This window comes from Uliginosibacterium sediminicola, from assembly GCF_039631295.1.
Classification (GTDB): domain Bacteria; phylum Pseudomonadota; class Gammaproteobacteria; order Burkholderiales; family Rhodocyclaceae; genus Viridibacterium; species Viridibacterium sediminicola.
The window spans coordinates 77,335-94,125 of sequence record NZ_JBDIVE010000003.1 but is presented as its reverse complement, the minus strand read 5'-3'; the positions used below and the strand labels follow the sequence as shown (position 1 = coordinate 94,125).

Here is a 16,791-nt window from a genome sequence, read left to right as displayed (position 1 = left end):
CCTAGTCAGATGACTAAGCCCTTGTTTATTTGGTTGCGGGGACAGGATTTGAACCTGTGACCTTCGGGTTATGAGCCCGACGAGCTGCCAGACTGCTCCACCCCGCGTCAGAGAAGAAAGATTATGTAGTACAGACTCACTGTTGTCAAGAATATTCGCCGAAAACCTCACAAATAAACCTTGCCGCTGAGGCGGTCTGACAACACTGCCCTGAAATTCCTGGTGCCGCTTGTCGGATTCGAACTGACGACCTACCGCTTACCTTACGCACTTCGGCTTTCGCCGCCACCCTGATGGATGTTCGTGGTCTGGACTATCCCTTCACCCTGGCCGTAGCTTTAGGTGCTGCCCGTCTAGTCTCTACACCTTCCCCGTTGCCGGAGCTTGGCTCGGGATTGGCTGGTTCTTGCGAACTGGAGCGTTCCCCGAATTTGAGCAGTTCTACTCCCGGAGTTTCCTCCGAGGCACTCATACATGTTTAAGGCGGTTGCTCTACCCCTGAGCTAAAGCGGCGACACATTCCCTGCCAGAAGCAGGGGCACGCAGTTTAGTGGGCCGGCCGATAGACTGTCAAATGACAGTTCGGCGGACAGCTCAACACCTGCCCGAACGGGGTAAAACTTTGCAGGCTGCGCCTTCATGCTATCTTCAGGCGCCGCCCCCATGACCACGCCATCATGGGCCGCTCACCATCATTGCCCAGGAGTCATCAATGCAGGCCGACACCGGTTCAAACGCCTTGCGCGTCTTGTTTGTCGAGGACGATGAAGCGCAGATGCAAAAGCTATGTGCGCAGCTTGGCGAGCTCGGTTACAGCGTCAAGGCGAGCCGCGTGGCCAGCACAGCCGGCTTGCGTGATGCCTTGCTCGGCGATGCCTGGGATCTGGTGATTGCCGATTTCGACGCGCAGGACTGTCCGGTGCTCAGCGCGCTGAGCCTGCTGCAGCAAAACAATCGTGACATTCCGCTGATCGCCATCTCCAGCACCGTTGATGAAGCGGCGGCGTGCGAGGTGATGCAGGCCGGCGCACAGGACTGCCTGGACAAGGAGCATGTCGGCCGGCTGGCGGCGGTGATCGAGCGCGAACGCCGCGAAGCGCGGATGCGCCAGGAGCGCCGCGCTGCGCTTGACGCCATGCGGGTCAACGACGCCCGCTTCCAGGCCCTGGCCGCCAATGTGCCGGGCATGCTGTTCCAGATGCAGGTCTCGGTCGAAGGCCTGCCGCAGTTCCTGTATGTCAGCGAGGCCTGCCAGATGTTGCTGGGGCTCGATGCCGACGAGTTCCTGACCCTCGACAATCCGCTGGTGGGCTTGATCGTGCAGGAAGACCGCGAGGACTTCCTTAGCGCCTTGCAGCTGGCCTCGCAGCGGCATACCACGCTCAACTGGGAAGGCCGCGTGCTGACTTCGGGCAGCGACGTCAAATGGATCAATCTGCGCTGCTCGCCGCGTGACCTCGACAATGGCCAGCACATCTGGGAAGGCGTGATGTGGAACATCACCCAGAGCAAGCTGGCCGAAGCCGAGCTGCGCAGCTCGCGTCTACAGCTGGCCGAGCTGTCCAACCACTTGCAAAATATCAAGGAAGAAGAACGTGACCGCATTGCGCGCGACATCCACGACGTGCTTGGCGGTACCCTGGTGGGCATGAAGATCTCGGTCTCCTTGCTCGGTGGCAAGCTCGATCCGCAGTCACCCCTGATCGAGCGTGTACGCCAGATCGAAGCGATGATCGATGACGCCATCACCACCGCCGGCCGCGTCGCACGCGAACTGCGGCCGGGCATCCTCAAGGAATTCGGCCTGGCTGCGGCAGTAGAGAGCCACGCCGAGGACTTCCAGCACCGTACCGGCATTCCCTGCGAAGTGCTGTGCGCCGACCACGACATCGAGACCTCGGAGGAAGCGGCGATTGCCCTGTTCCGCACCTATCAGGAAGCGCTCACCAATATCAGCAAACACGCCGGTGCCAAGCAGGTTGAAGTGCGCCTGATGCAGGAGGGTGATGAGATCGTCCTCGAAGTCAGCGACGATGGCCGTGGCATGGACAGTGCCGATCTGCATAAACCCAAGTCATTCGGCCTGCGCAGCATCCGCGAACGGCTCAAGGGTTTCGGCGGCACCATGGAACTGCTGCCGCGCGCACCACATGGCACCACGGTCGTGCTGCGCGCGCCCCTGCATCCGCTGCGACAGGAAATGGGCAGGGAGAGCATCGCTTTTCCCGGTGGACAGGGATGAAAGCGACAGATAGATTCGGCACCATGGCTTCCAAGATTCGCGTACTGATTGCAGATGACCATGCCATCATCCGGCATGGACTCAAACAGATCCTCTCCGACACCGATGATATGGAGGTCGTGGTCGAGGCCGACGGTGGCGTCAAGGCGCTGCAATTGCTGCGCACAACGCCCTGCGATGTCGTGCTGATGGATGTCTCGATGCCCGACCGCAATGGCATCGACACCCTGAAACTGGTCAAGAAAGAATTCCCCAAACTGCCGGTGCTGATCCTCTCGATGCACCCGGAAGAGCAGTACGCAGTGCGCGCGCTGCGCGCTGGCGCGGCCGGCTATCTGTCCAAGCAAGGCGCGCCCGAACAGCTGGTGACGGCGATTCGCCAGGTCGCCTCGGGCAAGAAATACGTCAGCGCTGCGGTAGCCGAAGAGCTGGCCAATGCCATCGGCGAAGACGTGGAGCGCCCGCCACACGAGAAGCTCTCCGACCGCGAATACCAGACCCTGTGCATGATTTCCTCGGGCAAAACCCTGACGCAGATCGCCGAGCAGCTGAATCTGAGCGTCAAGACGGTCAGCGTCTATCGCGCCCGGCTGCTCGAAAAAATGAAGCTGCGCAACAATGCAGAGCTCACCCACTACGGCCTCAAGCATGGCCTCGTCGAATAGTGTGATGACATGGCAGAACTGACTCCCTCGGAAATCGCCCGCGAAGTGCTGGTTCGCCTGGCCACGCAGCGCAAGCCGCCGACGCCGGATAATTACCGCGACCTCTACCACCAGATCGCCGGCACCAGCGCGGAAGAAATCTTTCCCGAACGTCAGCTCAAGCAGATTGCCGTGGCACTGCCACGCGTCAACAGCGAACAGGTCAAGCTGGCACGGCGCTTTGAAAACGCCATCGCAGAGCAGAACTGGCAAGGCTTCAAGACGCAATTCGTGAGCTTTTTCAGCGACACCACCGCCACACCACCGGCCTGGGGCTCGCTGATCCGCGAACTGGTGATGCAGTATGAGCGGCCGATCACCGGCCTGACTTCGCTGAACAAGCTTGACGCCCTCTCCCATGTGCTCGACGCCAGCAGCAGCGACAGCGGCCTGCTTTACACCCGTCTGCAAGGCCTGTTGCGCGGCTGGACCCAGGGCGGCACCGCCGAGCCGGTGAGTGGCGCCCTGACGCCGGGCGCGCTGCCTGCGGAGTCCGGCGCTGCCGCTTCCGGGCCGACGACGACATCGGCCCCCAGCAACAGCCTGCTCAGCGCACCGGACACCTGGCGCGAGCTGATCGGCCAGACCCTGGAAACCGCCATCGGCACCCTGCTGATCGACACGCCCGAGCTGGTGCAGCAAGCAGCCAGCCTGTCACGCGCGCTGCAAAACCCGAATGATCTGGACGAGCAGGTATTCAGCGCGCATCTCAAGGAATTCTCGCGCAAGGTGCAGCTGGTCGTGCAGGACCAGAGCTATATCCGCCAGGCGCTGATGAATCTGCTGCAGCTGGTCATCGAGAACATCGCCGAACTCTCGGTCGAAGACAAATGGCTGCAAGGCCAGATGAGCATGGTGCTCGAACTGTTCTCGCGCCCGCTCGACAAGAACGTGCTCGACGAGCTGCGCGAACGCCTGCGCGACGTGATCTACAAACAAGGCACGCTCAAGCGCAGCCTGTCTGAAGCGCACGACAAGCTGCGCAACATGCTGGCGCACTTCATCGACCACCTCAGCGAGCTGGCCACCTCGACCGGCCAGTACCAGAGCAAGATCGAAATTTTTGCCGACCGCGTCAGCAAGGCCGACAGCATCATCGAACTCTCCGGCCTGGTCGATGATGTGCTCAGCGAAACACGCATCATCGAGAACCGCACCCGCCACTCGCAGGAAGAACTCACCAGCCTGCGCGCCACGGTTGATCAGGCGTATCGCGAAATCGGCCGCCTCGAAGACGAATTGCAGCAGGCCAGCGAGCTGGTGCGCCACGATCCGCTGACCGGCGCCCTCAACCGCAAGGGGCTCGACGAAATGCTGGCCCGCGAGATGGCTCGCCAGCAACGCCGCCAGTCGCGCCTGTGCATTGCGCTGCTCGATGTCGATAACTTCAAGCAGCTCAACGACACCTACGGCCACGCTACCGGCGACGATGCGCTCAAGCATCTGGCCCAGGTGATTCGCGAAACACTGCGCCCGCAGGATTCCTGTGGCCGCTATGGCGGTGAGGAATTCGTGATCCTGCTGCCGGATACACCCATCGATGACGCGATCATCGCCATCACGCGCCTGCAGCGCGAGCTGACCAAGCGCTTCTTCCTCTACGAAAACCAGAAGCTGCTGATCACCTTCAGCGCCGGCGTCACCGAACGGCAGATCGGCGAAGAGGCCCAGCCGGTCATCGAACGCGCCGACAAAGCCATGTACCGCGCCAAGCGCGCCGGCAAGAACCGCGTCGAAGCGGTCTGATCAGGCGCCCAAGCGGGTATCGTCGTCGCGCGCGGCCTGCTCCAGGCGCGCCAGTGCTTCGTCGCTGGCCTGCTCCACGCAGACGATCTTGTGGCGCGAAGACTCGCCGCCGAGGATGCTCACCGCCATCTTGGGCACGCCCAGAAACTCCGCCAGAAACTTGATCAGGACCGCATTGGCCTTGCCATCGACAGGTGGCGCGGCGAGGCGGATCTTCAGCGCCTCACCGTGCATGCCCGCCCACTGCGTGCGCTTGGCGCCGGGCTGCGCATGCAGGGTCAAGGTGACCGAGCCGTCCGAGGCCCGCCGCAACCAGCTCACAGCTGACCCAGCACAATCAGCAGGATCTGCACGACCACCAGCAGGACCAGCGGCGAGAGATCGACATTGGCCACCGGCGGCACGATCTTGCGGATCGGATCGAGGAAGGGACGGGTCAGCTGATTGACCGTCGGCGCGATCGGCGAATAGGGATTCACCCAGGAAATCACCGCGCTGATGATCACCACAAACATCAGCAAATAGAGCGCCGAACGCAGCAGTTCGATGGCGCCGCCAAGCAAGGCTTTGACCGCCAGCGCGACCGGATCGGCCAGGCCGTAGCCCTGCAAGAGGGCAATGATCGCCACCAGCACGGCTTGCAGCAACCAGGCCGGCACCAGCGCCGAGGTATCCAGGCGGCCAACCATCGGCAGGAAGCGCTGCGCCGGCAGCACCGCCCAATTGGTGGTGGCAAGGATGAACTGGCCGACCTGGTTGATGAAGGAGATCCGCATCCAGCGCATCACGGTCCGCACCAGCAGGACCATGGTGAAAAAGCCGATGACGGTTTGCAACAGATAGACAAGGATTTGGATGAGCATGTCAGGTTCGCGTCGGTTCAGGCATCTTTGCCAAGTTGTTCGCCCAGTTCGGCGCTGCGCTGTGCAGCCGCCAGCACCGCGTGGCCAATGCTTGCCGGCAAGCCGGCCGCCGTCATGCTGCGCAGCGCGGCCTCGGTCGTGCCACCTTTGGAGGTGACACGTTCGCGCAGCACGGCCAGGCTCTCTTCGCTGCGCGCGGCCAGGGCCGAGGCGCCAACGAAGGTTTCCTGCGCCAGCATGCGCGCCGCAGCGCTGTCGAGGCCCAGCGACTCGCCCGCCGCCTGCAGGGCTTCGAGGAAATAGAACACGTAGGCCGGACCACTGCCGGAGATGGCGGTGACCGCATCGATCTGCGCCTCGCTGTCGAGCCAGACACTGCGCCCGACCGCCTGCATGATGCGGCTGGCGGCCTCGCGCCCCTGCTCCGGCACGCTGGCATCGGCGTAAAGACCGGTCATGCCCATGCCGATCAGCGAGGGCGTATTGGGCATGGCACGCACCAGACGCGTGTAGCCACCCAGCCAGCGCGACAGATCGGCGAGGCGCAAGCCCGCCGCAATGCTCACCACGATCTGCTGCGCCAGCTGGCCCGCCAGCGGCTGCAGGGCCTCGCGCATTTGCTGCGGCTTGACCGCCAGCACCAGCACATCGCAGGCAAGGAAGGCGGCGTCAGGAGCGGCCTGGACGCGCACAGCGAACTGCTCGACCAGGCGCTGGCGGCCGGCTTCGAGCAATTCGACGACCTGGATGTCCTGCGCGGCAAAGCCTTGCTCACGCAGGCCACCGATCAGTGCGGAGGCCATATTGCCGCCGCCGAGAAAACTGATTTTCATGTTTCCCTAGGGGTGTGAGGAGTGAGGCCTGGGGAGTTGCACAACTCCGCACGCCTGACGCCTCTCGACGCTCAGGGCAGAACGGCTGCCTCCTTGCCACTCTCGGCTTTCGGCGGGCGGCCGCCGAAAATGGCGGTGCCGACACGCACCATGCTCGCGCCCTCGGCAATCGCCGTCTCGAAATCATGCGACATGCCCATCGACAGGGTATCGAGCGCCAGCCCTTCGGCATTGAGCGCATCGCGCAACTGACGCAACTGGGCGAAACGACTGCGCAACAGTGCCGCATTTTCAGTCGCTTCGGGAATACACATCAGGCCACGCAGACGCAGGCGCGGCAAGGCGGCGACGGCATGTGCCAGCTCATGGACGGCTTCCGGCGACACGCCGCTCTTGCTCGCCTCGCCACTGACATTGACCTGGATACACAGCTGCAGGGGCGCCAGCGCCGCCGGACGCTGCTCGGACAGGCGCTGGGCGATGCGCAGGCGGTCGATGGTATGCACCCAGTCGAAATGCTCGGCGACGGCGCGCGTCTTGTTGCTTTGCAAAGGCCCGATGAAGTGCCACTGCAGGGCCAGATCGCGCAGCGCCTGCACTTTTTCGACGCCTTCCTGCACATAGTTCTCGCCAAACGCCTGCTGCCCGGCCGCAGCCGCCTCGCGCACCGCGCTGGCGGGCCAGGTTTTGGCCACCGCGAGCAGATCGACCGCCGAGCCCAGGCCAGCTTCCCGCCGAGCGGCATCGATCCGAGCGCGAATTGCTTGCAGGTTCCCGGCAATCGCCGTCATATAATCGTCCGTGTGCATAACGAGGCCCGCGGCCTCGACTTCAACAGAATGCCGCCGAAAGTATAGCAGCGCGGAAGGCCCGGCCTTCCCGTATCGCAACGTTCAACTTCGAGACTGCCGACCGCCATGGACATCACCGAACTGCTTGCCTTCTCCGTCAAGAACAAGGCTTCCGACCTCCACCTGTCGGCCGGCCTGCCACCGATGATCCGCGTCAATGGCGACGTGCGCCGCATCAACCTGCCGCCGCTGGAGCACAAGGACGTGCACGCCATGGTGTATGACATCATGAACGACGGGCAGCGCAAGCAGTACGAAGAATTCCTCGAATGCGACTTCTCCTTCGCGGTGCCGAATCTGGCGCGCTTCCGCGTCAATGCCTTCAACCAGAACCGTGGCGCCGGCGCGGTATTCCGGACCATTCCCTCGAAGGTGCTGTCGCTCGAAGACCTCAATGCGCCGCGCACCTTCAAAGACATTGCGACGCAACCGCGCGGCATCGTGCTGGTCACCGGCCCGACCGGTTCGGGCAAATCGACTACGCTGGCGGCGATGATCGATTACATCAACGAAAACGAGTACGGTCACATTCTGACCATCGAAGACCCGATCGAGTTCGTGCATGAATCCAAGCGCTGTCTGATCAACCAGCGCGAAGTCTCGCGCGACACGCTGTCCTTCTCCAACGCACTGCGCAGCGCGCTGCGTGAAGACCCGGACATCATCCTGGTCGGCGAATTGCGCGATCTGGAAACCATTCGCCTGGCGATGACAGCGGCTGAAACCGGCCACCTGGTGTTCGGCACCCTGCACACCTCGTCTGCCGCCAAAACCGTCGACCGCATCGTCGACGTCTTCCCCGCTGAAGAAAAGGAAATGATGCGCGCGATGCTCTCCGAATCGCTGCGCGCGGTGATCTCGCAAACCCTGCTCAAGACCAAGGACGGCACCGGCCGCGTCGCCGCACACGAGATCATGATCGGCACCCCGGCCATCCGTAACCTGATCCGCGAGAACAAGGTCGCGCAGATGTACTCCTCGATCCAGACCGGTCAGCAATATGGCATGCAGACCCTGGACCAGAACTTGCAAGACCTGGTCCGGCGCAACATCATCTCGGCGGCCGAAGCCAGACCGCGCGCGATGAACAAGGACAACTTCCCCGGCGGCAACTGAGCCACCCGCGACACTCACACAGACTGACCCGCAGACAGCGGGCAAGCGACCCCGACAAGGATGAGCACCATGGAACGCGATCAATCCAGCAAGTTCATGAACGACCTGCTCAAGCTGATGGTCAGCAAGCGCGGCTCCGACCTGTTTATCACCGCCGGCTTTCCGCCGGCGATCAAGGTCGATGGCAAGATCATTCCGCAGTCGAACCAGGTGCTCACCCCGCAGCACACCTCGGAGCTGGCCCGCGCGATCATGAACGACCGCCAGGCGGCCGACTTCGAAGCCACCAAAGAATGCAATTTCGCCATCTCGCCGGCCGGCATCGGTCGCTTCCGCGTCAATGCCTTCCTGCAGCAAGGCCGTGTCGGCCTCGTCGCGCGGACCATCTCGCAAAAGATTCCCAGCCTGCAAGAGCTTGGCGTGCCGCTCAGCATTCAAGACATCGGCATGTCCAAGCGCGGCCTGGTGATCTTCGTCGGCGGCACCGGCACCGGTAAAACCACCACCCTCGCGGCGATGGTCGACTACCGCAACGAACACAGCTACGGCCACATCATCACGCTGGAAGACCCGATCGAGTTCGTGCATACGCACAAGAACTGCATCATCACCCAGCGCGAAGTCGGCATCGATACCGACAGCTGGGAAGCCGGCCTCAAGAACACCCTGCGGCAAGCGCCCGACGTGATCCTGATGGGCGAAATCCGCGACCGTGAAACCATGGACTACGCCGTCGCCTTCGCCGAAACCGGCCACCTGTGCCTGGCCACCCTGCACGCCAACAGCACCAATCAGGCGATTGACCGCATCATCAACTTCTTCCCCGAAGAGCGTCGCGCACAGCTGCTGATGGACTTGTCGCTGAACCTGCGTGCGATGGTTTCGCAGCGCCTGCTGCCGATGAAGGATCGCAAGGGCCGCGTCCCCGCCGTCGAGATCATGCTCAACTCACCGCTGATCAGCGACCTGATCTTCAAGGGCGAAGTGCACGAGATCAAGGAAGTCATGAAGCGCTCGCGCGAGCTGGGCATGCAGACCTTCGACCAGTCGCTGTTCGAGCTGCACGAGCAAGGGCTGATCACACTGGAAGACGCGCTGCGCAACGCCGACTCGGTCAACGACCTGCGCCTGCAGATCAAGCTCAACAGCAAGCACTCCGACAAGGACTTCCTCGCCGGCGCGCAAAATCTGGACATTGTCTGAGCTTGCGCTTCCCGCTCTAGCGGAATGTCTCCCGCGCGCTGCCGGCGAGCATCTTGTATTCATACAAGCGGCAATCCAGATCACCATTCATCAGCGGCGTTTTCTTGCTGGCGCGCAAGCCGATCAGCTTGGGCAGCTCGGTATCCGCTGACAGCAGGTAGCAGTTCCAGCCGGCCCACTTTTTCTTCAGCGTGTCGCCCAGCTTGGGATACCACTCCGCCAGCTCGTCGCCGGTCGACAGGCGCACGCCATACGGCGGATTGCTGGCCCACACACCTTCGTCGGCAGGCGGTTCGAGATCGATGACGTCGTTGACGACGATCTCCACCTGGGTGTGGTCAAAGCCTGCGGCAGCGAGGTTTTCCTCGGTCGCGGCGACCTGATAGGGATCGATGTCGGCGCCGAAGATCGGTAGCGCCTGGGCGCCCTTGCGCTGTTGCTGCACCATGGCGCGCACGCGCTTCCAGGCTGCCTGCTCGCAGTGACGGAATTTTTCGAAAGCGAAACTGCGGCCCAGGCCCGGCGCAATGCCCAGCGACATCTGCGCGGCTTCGACGAGGAAGGTGCCGCTGCCACACATCGGGTCAAGGAAGTTCTGCCCCGGCTGCCAGCCGGAAAGCAGCAGGATGCCGGCGGCCAGATTCTCCTTGAGCGGCGCTTCGACCTTGGCCGGCTTGAAGCCGCGCTTGTAGAGCGGCTCACCCGAGGTGTCGAGATAGAGCGTGCAGCTGTCTTCGGTAATGAAGGCGTGGATGCGCATGTCCGGCGCTTCGGTATTCACGCTGGGGCGTTTGCCGGTGACGGTGCGGAAGTGATCGCAGAGGCCGTCCTTGATCTTCAGCGTGGTGAAGTTGAGGCTTTTGAGCGGCGACTTGATGGCGGTGACATACACGCGAATGGTCTGCTCGGGCGTGAACCACTTGGCCCAGGTGGTGGCATACGCGAGCTTGTAGATCTCGTCCTCGCTGCGGTAGCGCGTGCGGCCGACCTTCCACAGCACGCGCGTGGCGATGCGGCTTTCGAGATTGGTGCGCCAGGCCAGCTGCCAGTCGCCGCCGTACTGCACGCCGCCGTGCACGGTCTCGATGTCATGCGCGCCAAAGCGCCGCAGCTCGTCGACCAGAAACTGCTCCAGACCACGCGGGCAGGGCGAAAAAAAGGTTTCACTCATATCGGTTCATTTCATCCGCGCACAGGGCGCAGTACTCAAAAAGGTTTGATGATCACCAGGATCAGGATGATCAGCAGCAATGCTGCCGGAATTTCATTGAACCAGCGGAACCAGACGTGGCTCTTGCTGTTGCGGCCGTTCTGGAAGTCGCGCAGCAGGTGCTTGCAGTAGCCATCATAGCCAGTGAGCACCAGCACCAACAGCAGCTTGGCATGCAGCCAGCCTTGGTGGAACCACACGCTGGCGCTTTCCATGCCATTGCTGAAGATCACCGCCAGGCCGAACAGCCAGGTGCCGATCATCAGCGGCAGCATGAAGCGCTTGAGGCGCAGCGCCATGCCCAGCAGGCGCGCACGCTCGGCGCCGGCTTCCGGCACCTGGGCCAGGTTGACGAAGATGCGCGGCAGGTAAAACAGGCCTGCAAACCAGCTGATGACAAAGAACACGTGTATCGCTTTGAGCCACAGGTAAAGCATCAGGTTTGATCCTCAAAAGACTGCATGGAAACAAGGCCGGAGAAGCTGACAGCGTACATCAAGCGCTGCGTCCCTGCGTCCGGGCGATGCGCTGCAGCCCCGACAGCACATCGGGCCACTGCAGGCGCAGACGTAATTCGGCTTTCATGCGCTGATTGTCGAGACGGCGCGATTCGCCCATGAACGACATCATCATCGGCGAGAGGCGCTGCGCGCACTCTGCACGCGTCGCACGGGGCGGCCGCGGCAGCGCGAAGATGTCAGCCATCGCATCATAGTAGTCGCCCATCTTGAGCTGGGCATCGTCGCTGATGTTGTAGCTGCGCCCACCCCGCGCGCGGAACATCGCGGCGATCAGCGCACGCGCCAGATCATCGGCGTGGATATGGTTGGTGAACACATCCTCGTCAGCCTGCAAGACCGGATCGCCACGTTGCAGACGCGCTAGCGACAGGCGCTCGGCGGCGTAAATGCCGGGCGCGCGCAGAATGCTCAGACGCACGCCATGGGTGATCGCAAAACGCCGCAAGCGCTGCTCGGCCGCCACGCGGCGACGCGCACGGGGGGTGCTGGCGCGCTGCGGCGCGGCCTCGCTGACTGCTGCGCCGGCGTGATCGCCATAGACGCCGCTGGTGCTGATGTAGACCAGGCTGCGTGCTAGACTTTGGCCCCGCGCCAAGGCGGCCAGCAGATGTCGCGTCCGCAGGTCGTCCGCCCCTTGCTCCTGGGGTGGCGCGCAGTGCAGGATGATGTCGGCCAGCCCGGCGAGGCGGCGCAAGCTGCGTAACGTATCGAGGTTGCCCATCACCGGCACGACGCCGAGCGCGCGCAAGGCTGCGGCCGACTCGGCGCTGCGCGCCAGCGCCCGCACCTCGAAACGCTGGCACAGCCAGGGCAAGGCGCGACGGGCAACGTCACCGCAGCCAAGGATCAGGATTCTTTTCATTCAGCCGATTATCACACGCCCCATTTCATCATGTCCTCACCCGCCTCATTCAGCGTCAAACTCGAACCCGCCGGCCACCAGTTCAGCGCCCAGGCCGATACCTCGGTGCTGCAATCGGCACTCGATGCCGAACTGATCATGCCCTACGGCTGCAAGGACGGCGCCTGCGGCGCCTGCAAGGCACGCGTGCTCAGCGGTGAAGTCGATCATGGCCGCTCGCCCGCCAATACCCTGCCGCAGGCCGAGCGCGATCAGGGCATGGCACTGATGTGTTGCGCCCGCCCGCTGTCAGACCTGACGGTGGAATGCCGCGAAGTACGCCGCAGCACCGACATCCCGGTGCGCAAGCTGCCCTGCCGCGTGCAAAGCCTCAGCAAGGCAGCGCCCGATGTAATGGTGGTAAGCCTCAAGCTGCCGGCCAATGACCCGTTCCGCTTCCTCGCCGGCCAGTACGTGGACTTCCTGCTGCCGGGCGGTCGTCGTCGCAGTTTCTCGCTGGCTAATCCGCCACAGCAGAGCGAAGCCATCGAACTGCATATCCGCCATGTACCGGGCGGCTTCTTCACCGAGCAGGTGTTCGGCACGATGAAGGAGCGCGACATCCTGCGCATCGAAGGCCCGCTGGGCGGCTTCTACCTGCGCGAGAGTGACAAGCCCATCGTCTTCCTTGCCGGCGGCACCGGCTTTGCACCGATCAAGAGCATCATTGAAGACATGATCGCGCGCGGCATTCGCCGGCCGATGCACCTCTACTGGGGCGCACGCACGCTCGACGGCCTCTACCAGCACGAGCTGGCCACGCGCTGGGCGAGCGACGCGGGCATCGACCTGCACTACGTGCCGGTGCTCTCCGATGCGCCCGCCGACAGCTGGTCGGGCCGCAGCGGCCTGGTGCACCAGGCGGTGATCGCCGACCTGCCGGACCTCTCCGCCTTCGAGGTCTATGCCTGTGGCGCGCCGGCGATGATCGACGCCGCGCGCCAGGACTTTGTAACGCAGTGCCGATTGTCGGCTGACGCATTTTTTGCTGATGCTTTCACGTTCTCTGCCGATAACACGCAAAGCACCTGAATGCCTTGCACACCGGCGCCACACGGCGCCCGGTACGCAAGCCTCGGGCCCTGACGACCCACACGGATCGCAAGATCCGCTTGCAGCAGGCAGGCCAGACCTGCCATCGAGGAAACGCAAACATGTCAGCCGGAGTGCTTATCACCCGTGAGCCGGTCATCAACAAGCAAGGCGCCATCACCGCCAACCGCCTGATCTTTCACGCGCCGGATGTGGCGACCGCCGCCGCCGCCCTGAATGAGCTGAGTGCCGACTGGCCGCAGGGGCGTCTGGTGTTCGTGAGTCTGGGCAAGCTGGTGCCCACCGCCGAGCTGCTCAACTGGCAAGCGCCCGAGAACACCCTGGTCGAAATCCCCGGCCCGGCCCTGCAATATCCGCAAACCCAGGCGCTGATCGCCCAGCTCAACGCCTCCGGCATGCCGCTGGCGCTCAGCTGGTACCAGCCGGGCGCGCAATGGCCCGCTGATGTCGACTGCCGTTTCGTGATGGCCGATGCCAACAAGCTACCCTCGCCCGGCCCGGTTCCCGGCCTGTCCCTGGCCTGGGGGCTGCCCGATCTGCCGGCCTTCAGCCAGGCCGTGCAACGCGGCTACGATGGGGCGGCGGGCTGGTTCTTCCTGCATGGCGTGCCGGTCGCCAAGGAACTGGCGCCGTCCTACGCCGGCATCATCCGCGTCCTCAATCTGGTTCGCGAGGAGGCCGAAGTGGCCAAGGTCGAAGCGGCGCTCAAGCAGGATGTGACGCTCTCCTACCAGCTGCTCAAGTACATCAACTCCGCTGCCTTCGGCCTGATGGTCGAGGTGCAGTCGTTCCGCCACGCCGTCACCATCCTCGGCATGGACAAGCTCAACAAATGGCTGTCGGTCTTGCTGGTCTCCGCCAGTCGCAGCGCCACCGCGCCTGCGGTGATGCAGGCCGCGATCACGCGCGGGCATTTCATGGAAAAGCTCGGTGCGCAATTCTTTGCCAAGGGCGAACTGGACAATCTGTTCATCACCGGCGCCTTCTCGCTGCTGCACATCCTGCTCGGCACACGGCTCGACGCGGTGCTGGCGCAAATGAACCTGCCGCCAGCCATCGGCGACGCGCTGCTGCGCAACGAGGGCTCGTATGCGCCGCTGCTGAAACTGGCGGTTGCCAGCGAAAGCTTCCGCCCGGATGCCTTGCGCACGCAAACCGAAGCGCTCGGACTGTCGAGCAGTGAAGTGAACAGGGTCTTGCTGGAATCGGTGGCCTTCGCTGATCGCCTGAGCTTCAGCTGAGGCGTCTGCGCTCAGGCCAGCGCGTGGGCGCGCAGCAGTTCGAGCGGAATCAGCTGCAGCACCGCCTCATTGGTGGCTTCAAGCACCACCGGCGGCGCCACGCCGGCTTCATGCGCCTCCAGCCAGCGTGAGGCGCACAAGCACCAGCGGTCGCCCGGCTGCACACCGCGGAAGCGGTATTCGGGGCGCGGCGTGGACAGATCATTGCCGACGCGGCGGCTGTAGTCGAGAAAGCCTGCCGTCGCCTTGATGCAGACAACATGCAGACCGCGGTCCGAAGCATCGGTCTCGCAGCAGCCAGTGCGGAAAAAACCGGTCAGCGGGGCGTAGCTGCAGGCCATCAGCGGACCACCCAGAACATTGCGCTGCTCGCTCATGCCACGCTCCACTTCTTGCACAAATCGGGCCGCGCGACGCGCGGCCCTTACGCTCAGGCTGTACGGCCGTAGGTATCTTCAAAACGCACGATGTCGTCTTCGCCCAGGTAGGAGCCCGACTGCACCTCGATGATTTCCAGCGGCAGCTTGCCCGGATTGGCCAGACGGTGCACCGTGCCCAGCGGGATATAGGTCGACTGGTTCTCGGAGAGCAGCAGCACCTTGTCACCATTGGTGACTTCGGCCGTACCGCTGACGACGATCCAGTGCTCGGCGCGGTGATGGTGCATCTGCAAGCTCAGCTTGGCGCCCGGATTGACGACGATGCGCTTGACCTGGAAGCGCGGGCCCATGTCGATCGAGTCGTACCAGCCCCAGGGACGGTAGACCTTGCGATGGTTGAGCGCCAGGGTCTTGCCCTCTGCCTTGAGGCGCGTGACGATGGCTTTGACATCCTGCGCATGCGCCTTGTCGGCAACCATCACGGCATCCGGGGTTTCGACCACGACCAGACCCTTGACGCCGACTGCGGCAACCAGGCGGCTGCCGGCAAACACCAGGCTGTCTTCACTGCCGTGCAGCATCACATCGCCACGCGTGACATTGCCTTGCGCGTCCTTCTTGCTGACATCCCACAGCGCGTCCCAGGCGCCGACATCGTTCCAGCCGGCATCCAGCGGCACCACGATGGCTGCGCCCAGTTCGGGGTGCTCGCCGAGCTTTTCCATCACGGCGTAATCGATCGAGTCAGACGGACAGGCAGCGAAAATCGCCTTGTCGACACGGATGAAATCGGCATCGCGCTTGGCGCCTGCGACGGCATCCAGGCCGGCCTTGGCGATCAGCGGCTTGAGTGCCAGCAAGGCCGCTTGCCAGACCGAGGCCTTCATCATGAAGATGCCGCTATTCCACAGAAACTCGCCGCTGGCCACATATTCAGCCGCCTTCGCAGCATTCGGTTTCTCGACGAAAGCGGCCAGCTGCTTGGCACTTGCTGCGCCGCTCACGGCCTGACCAACGCGGATATAGCCGTAGCCCGTTTCGGGACGATCCGGCACCACGCCGAAGGTGACCAGCGCGCCCGCTTGCGCCAGCGCGAAACCTTCCTGGATCGCGGCGCAGAAGGCCGCTTCATCGCTGACCACGTGATCGGCCGGCATCACCAGCAGCACCGGATCACCGCCCTCCTGTTGCGCCACCACCGCCGCCAGCTGCAGCGCCGGCGCCGTATTGCGGCCCACCGGTTCGAGCACGATGCGCTCACTGGCCTTGCCAATCTGGCGCAGCTGCTCGGCAATGATGAAGCGGTGCTCTTCGTTGGTGACGACAATCGGCTCAGCCACGGCCACATCCTTGAGGCCGTTAAGGCGCGTCGCGGTGATCTGCAGCGGTGTTTCATCGGCCGTCAGCGGCAGCAGCTGCTTGGGGTATTGCTCGCGCGACAGGGGCCACAAACGACTGCCAGAACCACCGGAAAGAATGACGGGTTGCAACATGGAGAAATCCCTCTATAGAGTTCTAAGATCAATAACCGTCCGGGTTGGCACTCTGCCAACGCCAGGAATCTGCACACATGTCGTCGAGGCCGCGCGTGGCGCGCCAGCCCAGCTCCCGCTCGGCCAGCGCCGGATCGGCCCAGCACTGCGCGACATCGCCAGGGCGGCGGGCAACGATCTGGTAAGGCACGCTGCGCCCGCTGGCCGCTTCGAACGCCTTGACCACTTCGAGCACCGAATAGCCGCGCCCGGTCCCCAGGTTCACGGTCAGCACGCCAGGCGATTGCGCCAGACGCTGCAGCGCCTTGACGTGACCATCGGCGAGGTCCACGACGTGAATGTAGTCACGCACGCCGGTACCGTCCGGCGTGGCGTAATCATCGCCGAAAACGCTGAGCTTTTCGCGCTTGCCGACCGCCACCTGGGTGACAAAA

At 63.4% G+C, this 16,791-nt stretch carries 17 protein-coding genes and 1 tRNA gene; 7 read left to right on the top strand and 11 right to left on the bottom strand.

Annotation, left to right across the window (positions count from 1 at the left end):
* Positions 1–30: 30 nt before the first annotated feature.
* A tRNA-Met gene (locus ABDB84_RS07420) sits at positions 31–107 on the bottom strand.
* A 605-nt stretch (positions 108–712) separates the two neighbouring features.
* On the opposite strand from ABDB84_RS07420, the gene ABDB84_RS07415 reads away from it, so the two are divergent.
* From ABDB84_RS07415 to ABDB84_RS07405, 3 genes are read left to right on the top strand one after another with little or no spacing between them, the layout of a single operon-like run.
* Positions 713–2,242 (top strand): histidine kinase, encoded by a 1,530-nt coding sequence (locus ABDB84_RS07415; protein WP_345919074.1) that lies wholly within the window; start codon positions 713–715, stop codon positions 2,240–2,242.
* A gap of 23 nt (positions 2,243–2,265) precedes the next feature.
* On the top strand, positions 2,266–2,907 hold the full coding sequence (locus ABDB84_RS07410) for a response regulator (protein ID WP_345919073.1): 642 nt from the start codon (positions 2,266–2,268) through the stop codon (positions 2,905–2,907).
* Between the two features lie 9 nt (positions 2,908–2,916).
* Positions 2,917–4,692: a GGDEF domain-containing protein gene (locus ABDB84_RS07405; protein WP_345919072.1), complete on the top strand. Its 1,776-nt coding sequence runs from the start codon at positions 2,917–2,919 to the stop codon at positions 4,690–4,692.
* On the opposite strand, the gene ABDB84_RS07400 is transcribed toward ABDB84_RS07405, so the two are convergent.
* The 4 genes from ABDB84_RS07400 to ABDB84_RS07385 form a co-directional block, all read right to left on the bottom strand.
* The gene (locus tag ABDB84_RS07400; protein WP_345919071.1) at positions 4,693–5,013 is read right to left on the bottom strand and encodes a DUF167 domain-containing protein; all 321 of its coding nucleotides are present in this window, start codon (positions 5,011–5,013) and stop codon (positions 4,693–4,695) included.
* Positions 5,010–5,555, bottom strand: coding sequence for a YggT family protein (locus tag ABDB84_RS07395; protein ID WP_345919070.1), 546 nt, complete (start codon positions 5,553–5,555; stop codon positions 5,010–5,012). The genes ABDB84_RS07400 and ABDB84_RS07395 overlap by 4 nt, the downstream gene beginning before the upstream one ends.
* Before the next feature lie 17 nt (positions 5,556–5,572).
* Positions 5,573–6,388, bottom strand: a complete 816-nt coding sequence (gene proC / locus ABDB84_RS07390; protein WP_345919069.1) for a pyrroline-5-carboxylate reductase — start codon at positions 6,386–6,388, stop codon at positions 5,573–5,575.
* 71 nt (positions 6,389–6,459) lie between these two features.
* Positions 6,460–7,179 carry a YggS family pyridoxal phosphate-dependent enzyme gene (locus ABDB84_RS07385; protein ID WP_345919068.1) on the bottom strand — a complete coding sequence of 240 codons (720 nt, stop codon included), beginning with the start codon at positions 7,177–7,179 and terminating at the stop codon, positions 6,460–6,462.
* A 126-nt stretch (positions 7,180–7,305) separates the two neighbouring features.
* Here ABDB84_RS07385 and ABDB84_RS07380 point away from each other — a divergent pair, with 126 nt between their 5' ends.
* Together ABDB84_RS07380 and ABDB84_RS07375 are read left to right on the top strand one after the other, a co-directional pair.
* Positions 7,306–8,355 carry a type IV pilus twitching motility protein PilT gene (locus ABDB84_RS07380; RefSeq protein WP_345919067.1) on the top strand — a complete coding sequence of 350 codons (1,050 nt, stop codon included), beginning with the start codon at positions 7,306–7,308 and terminating at the stop codon, positions 8,353–8,355.
* A gap of 69 nt (positions 8,356–8,424) precedes the next feature.
* On the top strand, positions 8,425–9,558 hold the full coding sequence (locus ABDB84_RS07375; protein ID WP_345919066.1) for a PilT/PilU family type 4a pilus ATPase: 1,134 nt from the start codon (positions 8,425–8,427) through the stop codon (positions 9,556–9,558).
* Between the two features lie 16 nt (positions 9,559–9,574).
* Here the strand turns inward: ABDB84_RS07375 and ABDB84_RS07370 are convergent, their stop codons facing one another.
* Genes ABDB84_RS07370 through ABDB84_RS07360 form a run of 3 tightly spaced genes read right to left on the bottom strand, consistent with a single transcriptional unit; the run spans position 9,575 to position 12,151 of the window.
* A complete protein-coding gene (locus tag ABDB84_RS07370; RefSeq protein WP_345919065.1) occupies positions 9,575–10,729 on the bottom strand; it encodes a THUMP domain-containing class I SAM-dependent RNA methyltransferase in 1,155 nt (384 codons plus the stop codon).
* A gap of 35 nt (positions 10,730–10,764) precedes the next feature.
* Positions 10,765–11,205 (bottom strand): CopD family protein, encoded by a 441-nt coding sequence (locus ABDB84_RS07365; protein ID WP_345919064.1) that lies wholly within the window; start codon positions 11,203–11,205, stop codon positions 10,765–10,767.
* Positions 11,206–11,263: 58 nt separating this feature from the next.
* The gene (locus tag ABDB84_RS07360; RefSeq protein ID WP_345919063.1) at positions 11,264–12,151 is read right to left on the bottom strand and encodes an SDR family oxidoreductase; all 888 of its coding nucleotides are present in this window, start codon (positions 12,149–12,151) and stop codon (positions 11,264–11,266) included.
* Between the two features lie 30 nt (positions 12,152–12,181).
* Here ABDB84_RS07360 and ABDB84_RS07355 point away from each other — a divergent pair, with 30 nt between their 5' ends.
* Together ABDB84_RS07355 and ABDB84_RS07350 are read left to right on the top strand one after the other, a co-directional pair.
* Positions 12,182–13,222 (top strand): CDP-6-deoxy-delta-3,4-glucoseen reductase, encoded by a 1,041-nt coding sequence (locus tag ABDB84_RS07355; RefSeq protein WP_345919062.1) that lies wholly within the window; start codon positions 12,182–12,184, stop codon positions 13,220–13,222.
* Between the two features lie 122 nt (positions 13,223–13,344).
* A complete protein-coding gene (locus ABDB84_RS07350; RefSeq protein ID WP_345919061.1) occupies positions 13,345–14,484 on the top strand; it encodes an EAL and HDOD domain-containing protein in 1,140 nt (379 codons plus the stop codon).
* An 11-nt stretch (positions 14,485–14,495) separates the two neighbouring features.
* Here the strand turns inward: ABDB84_RS07350 and ABDB84_RS07345 are convergent, their stop codons facing one another.
* The 3 genes from ABDB84_RS07345 to ABDB84_RS07335 all read right to left on the bottom strand — a co-directional run.
* Entirely contained in the window at positions 14,496–14,861 is a 366-nt protein-coding gene (locus ABDB84_RS07345) for a DUF2237 family protein (RefSeq protein ID WP_345919060.1), read from the bottom strand.
* Positions 14,862–14,914: 53 nt separating this feature from the next.
* Complete coding sequence (locus tag ABDB84_RS07340; protein WP_345919059.1) at positions 14,915–16,357, bottom strand: mannose-1-phosphate guanylyltransferase/mannose-6-phosphate isomerase; 1,443 nt, start codon at positions 16,355–16,357, stop codon at positions 14,915–14,917.
* A gap of 28 nt (positions 16,358–16,385) precedes the next feature.
* Positions 16,386–16,791 (bottom strand): GDP-mannose 4,6-dehydratase (locus ABDB84_RS07335; RefSeq protein WP_345919058.1); only part of this gene is annotated, 406 nt, incomplete at its 5' end.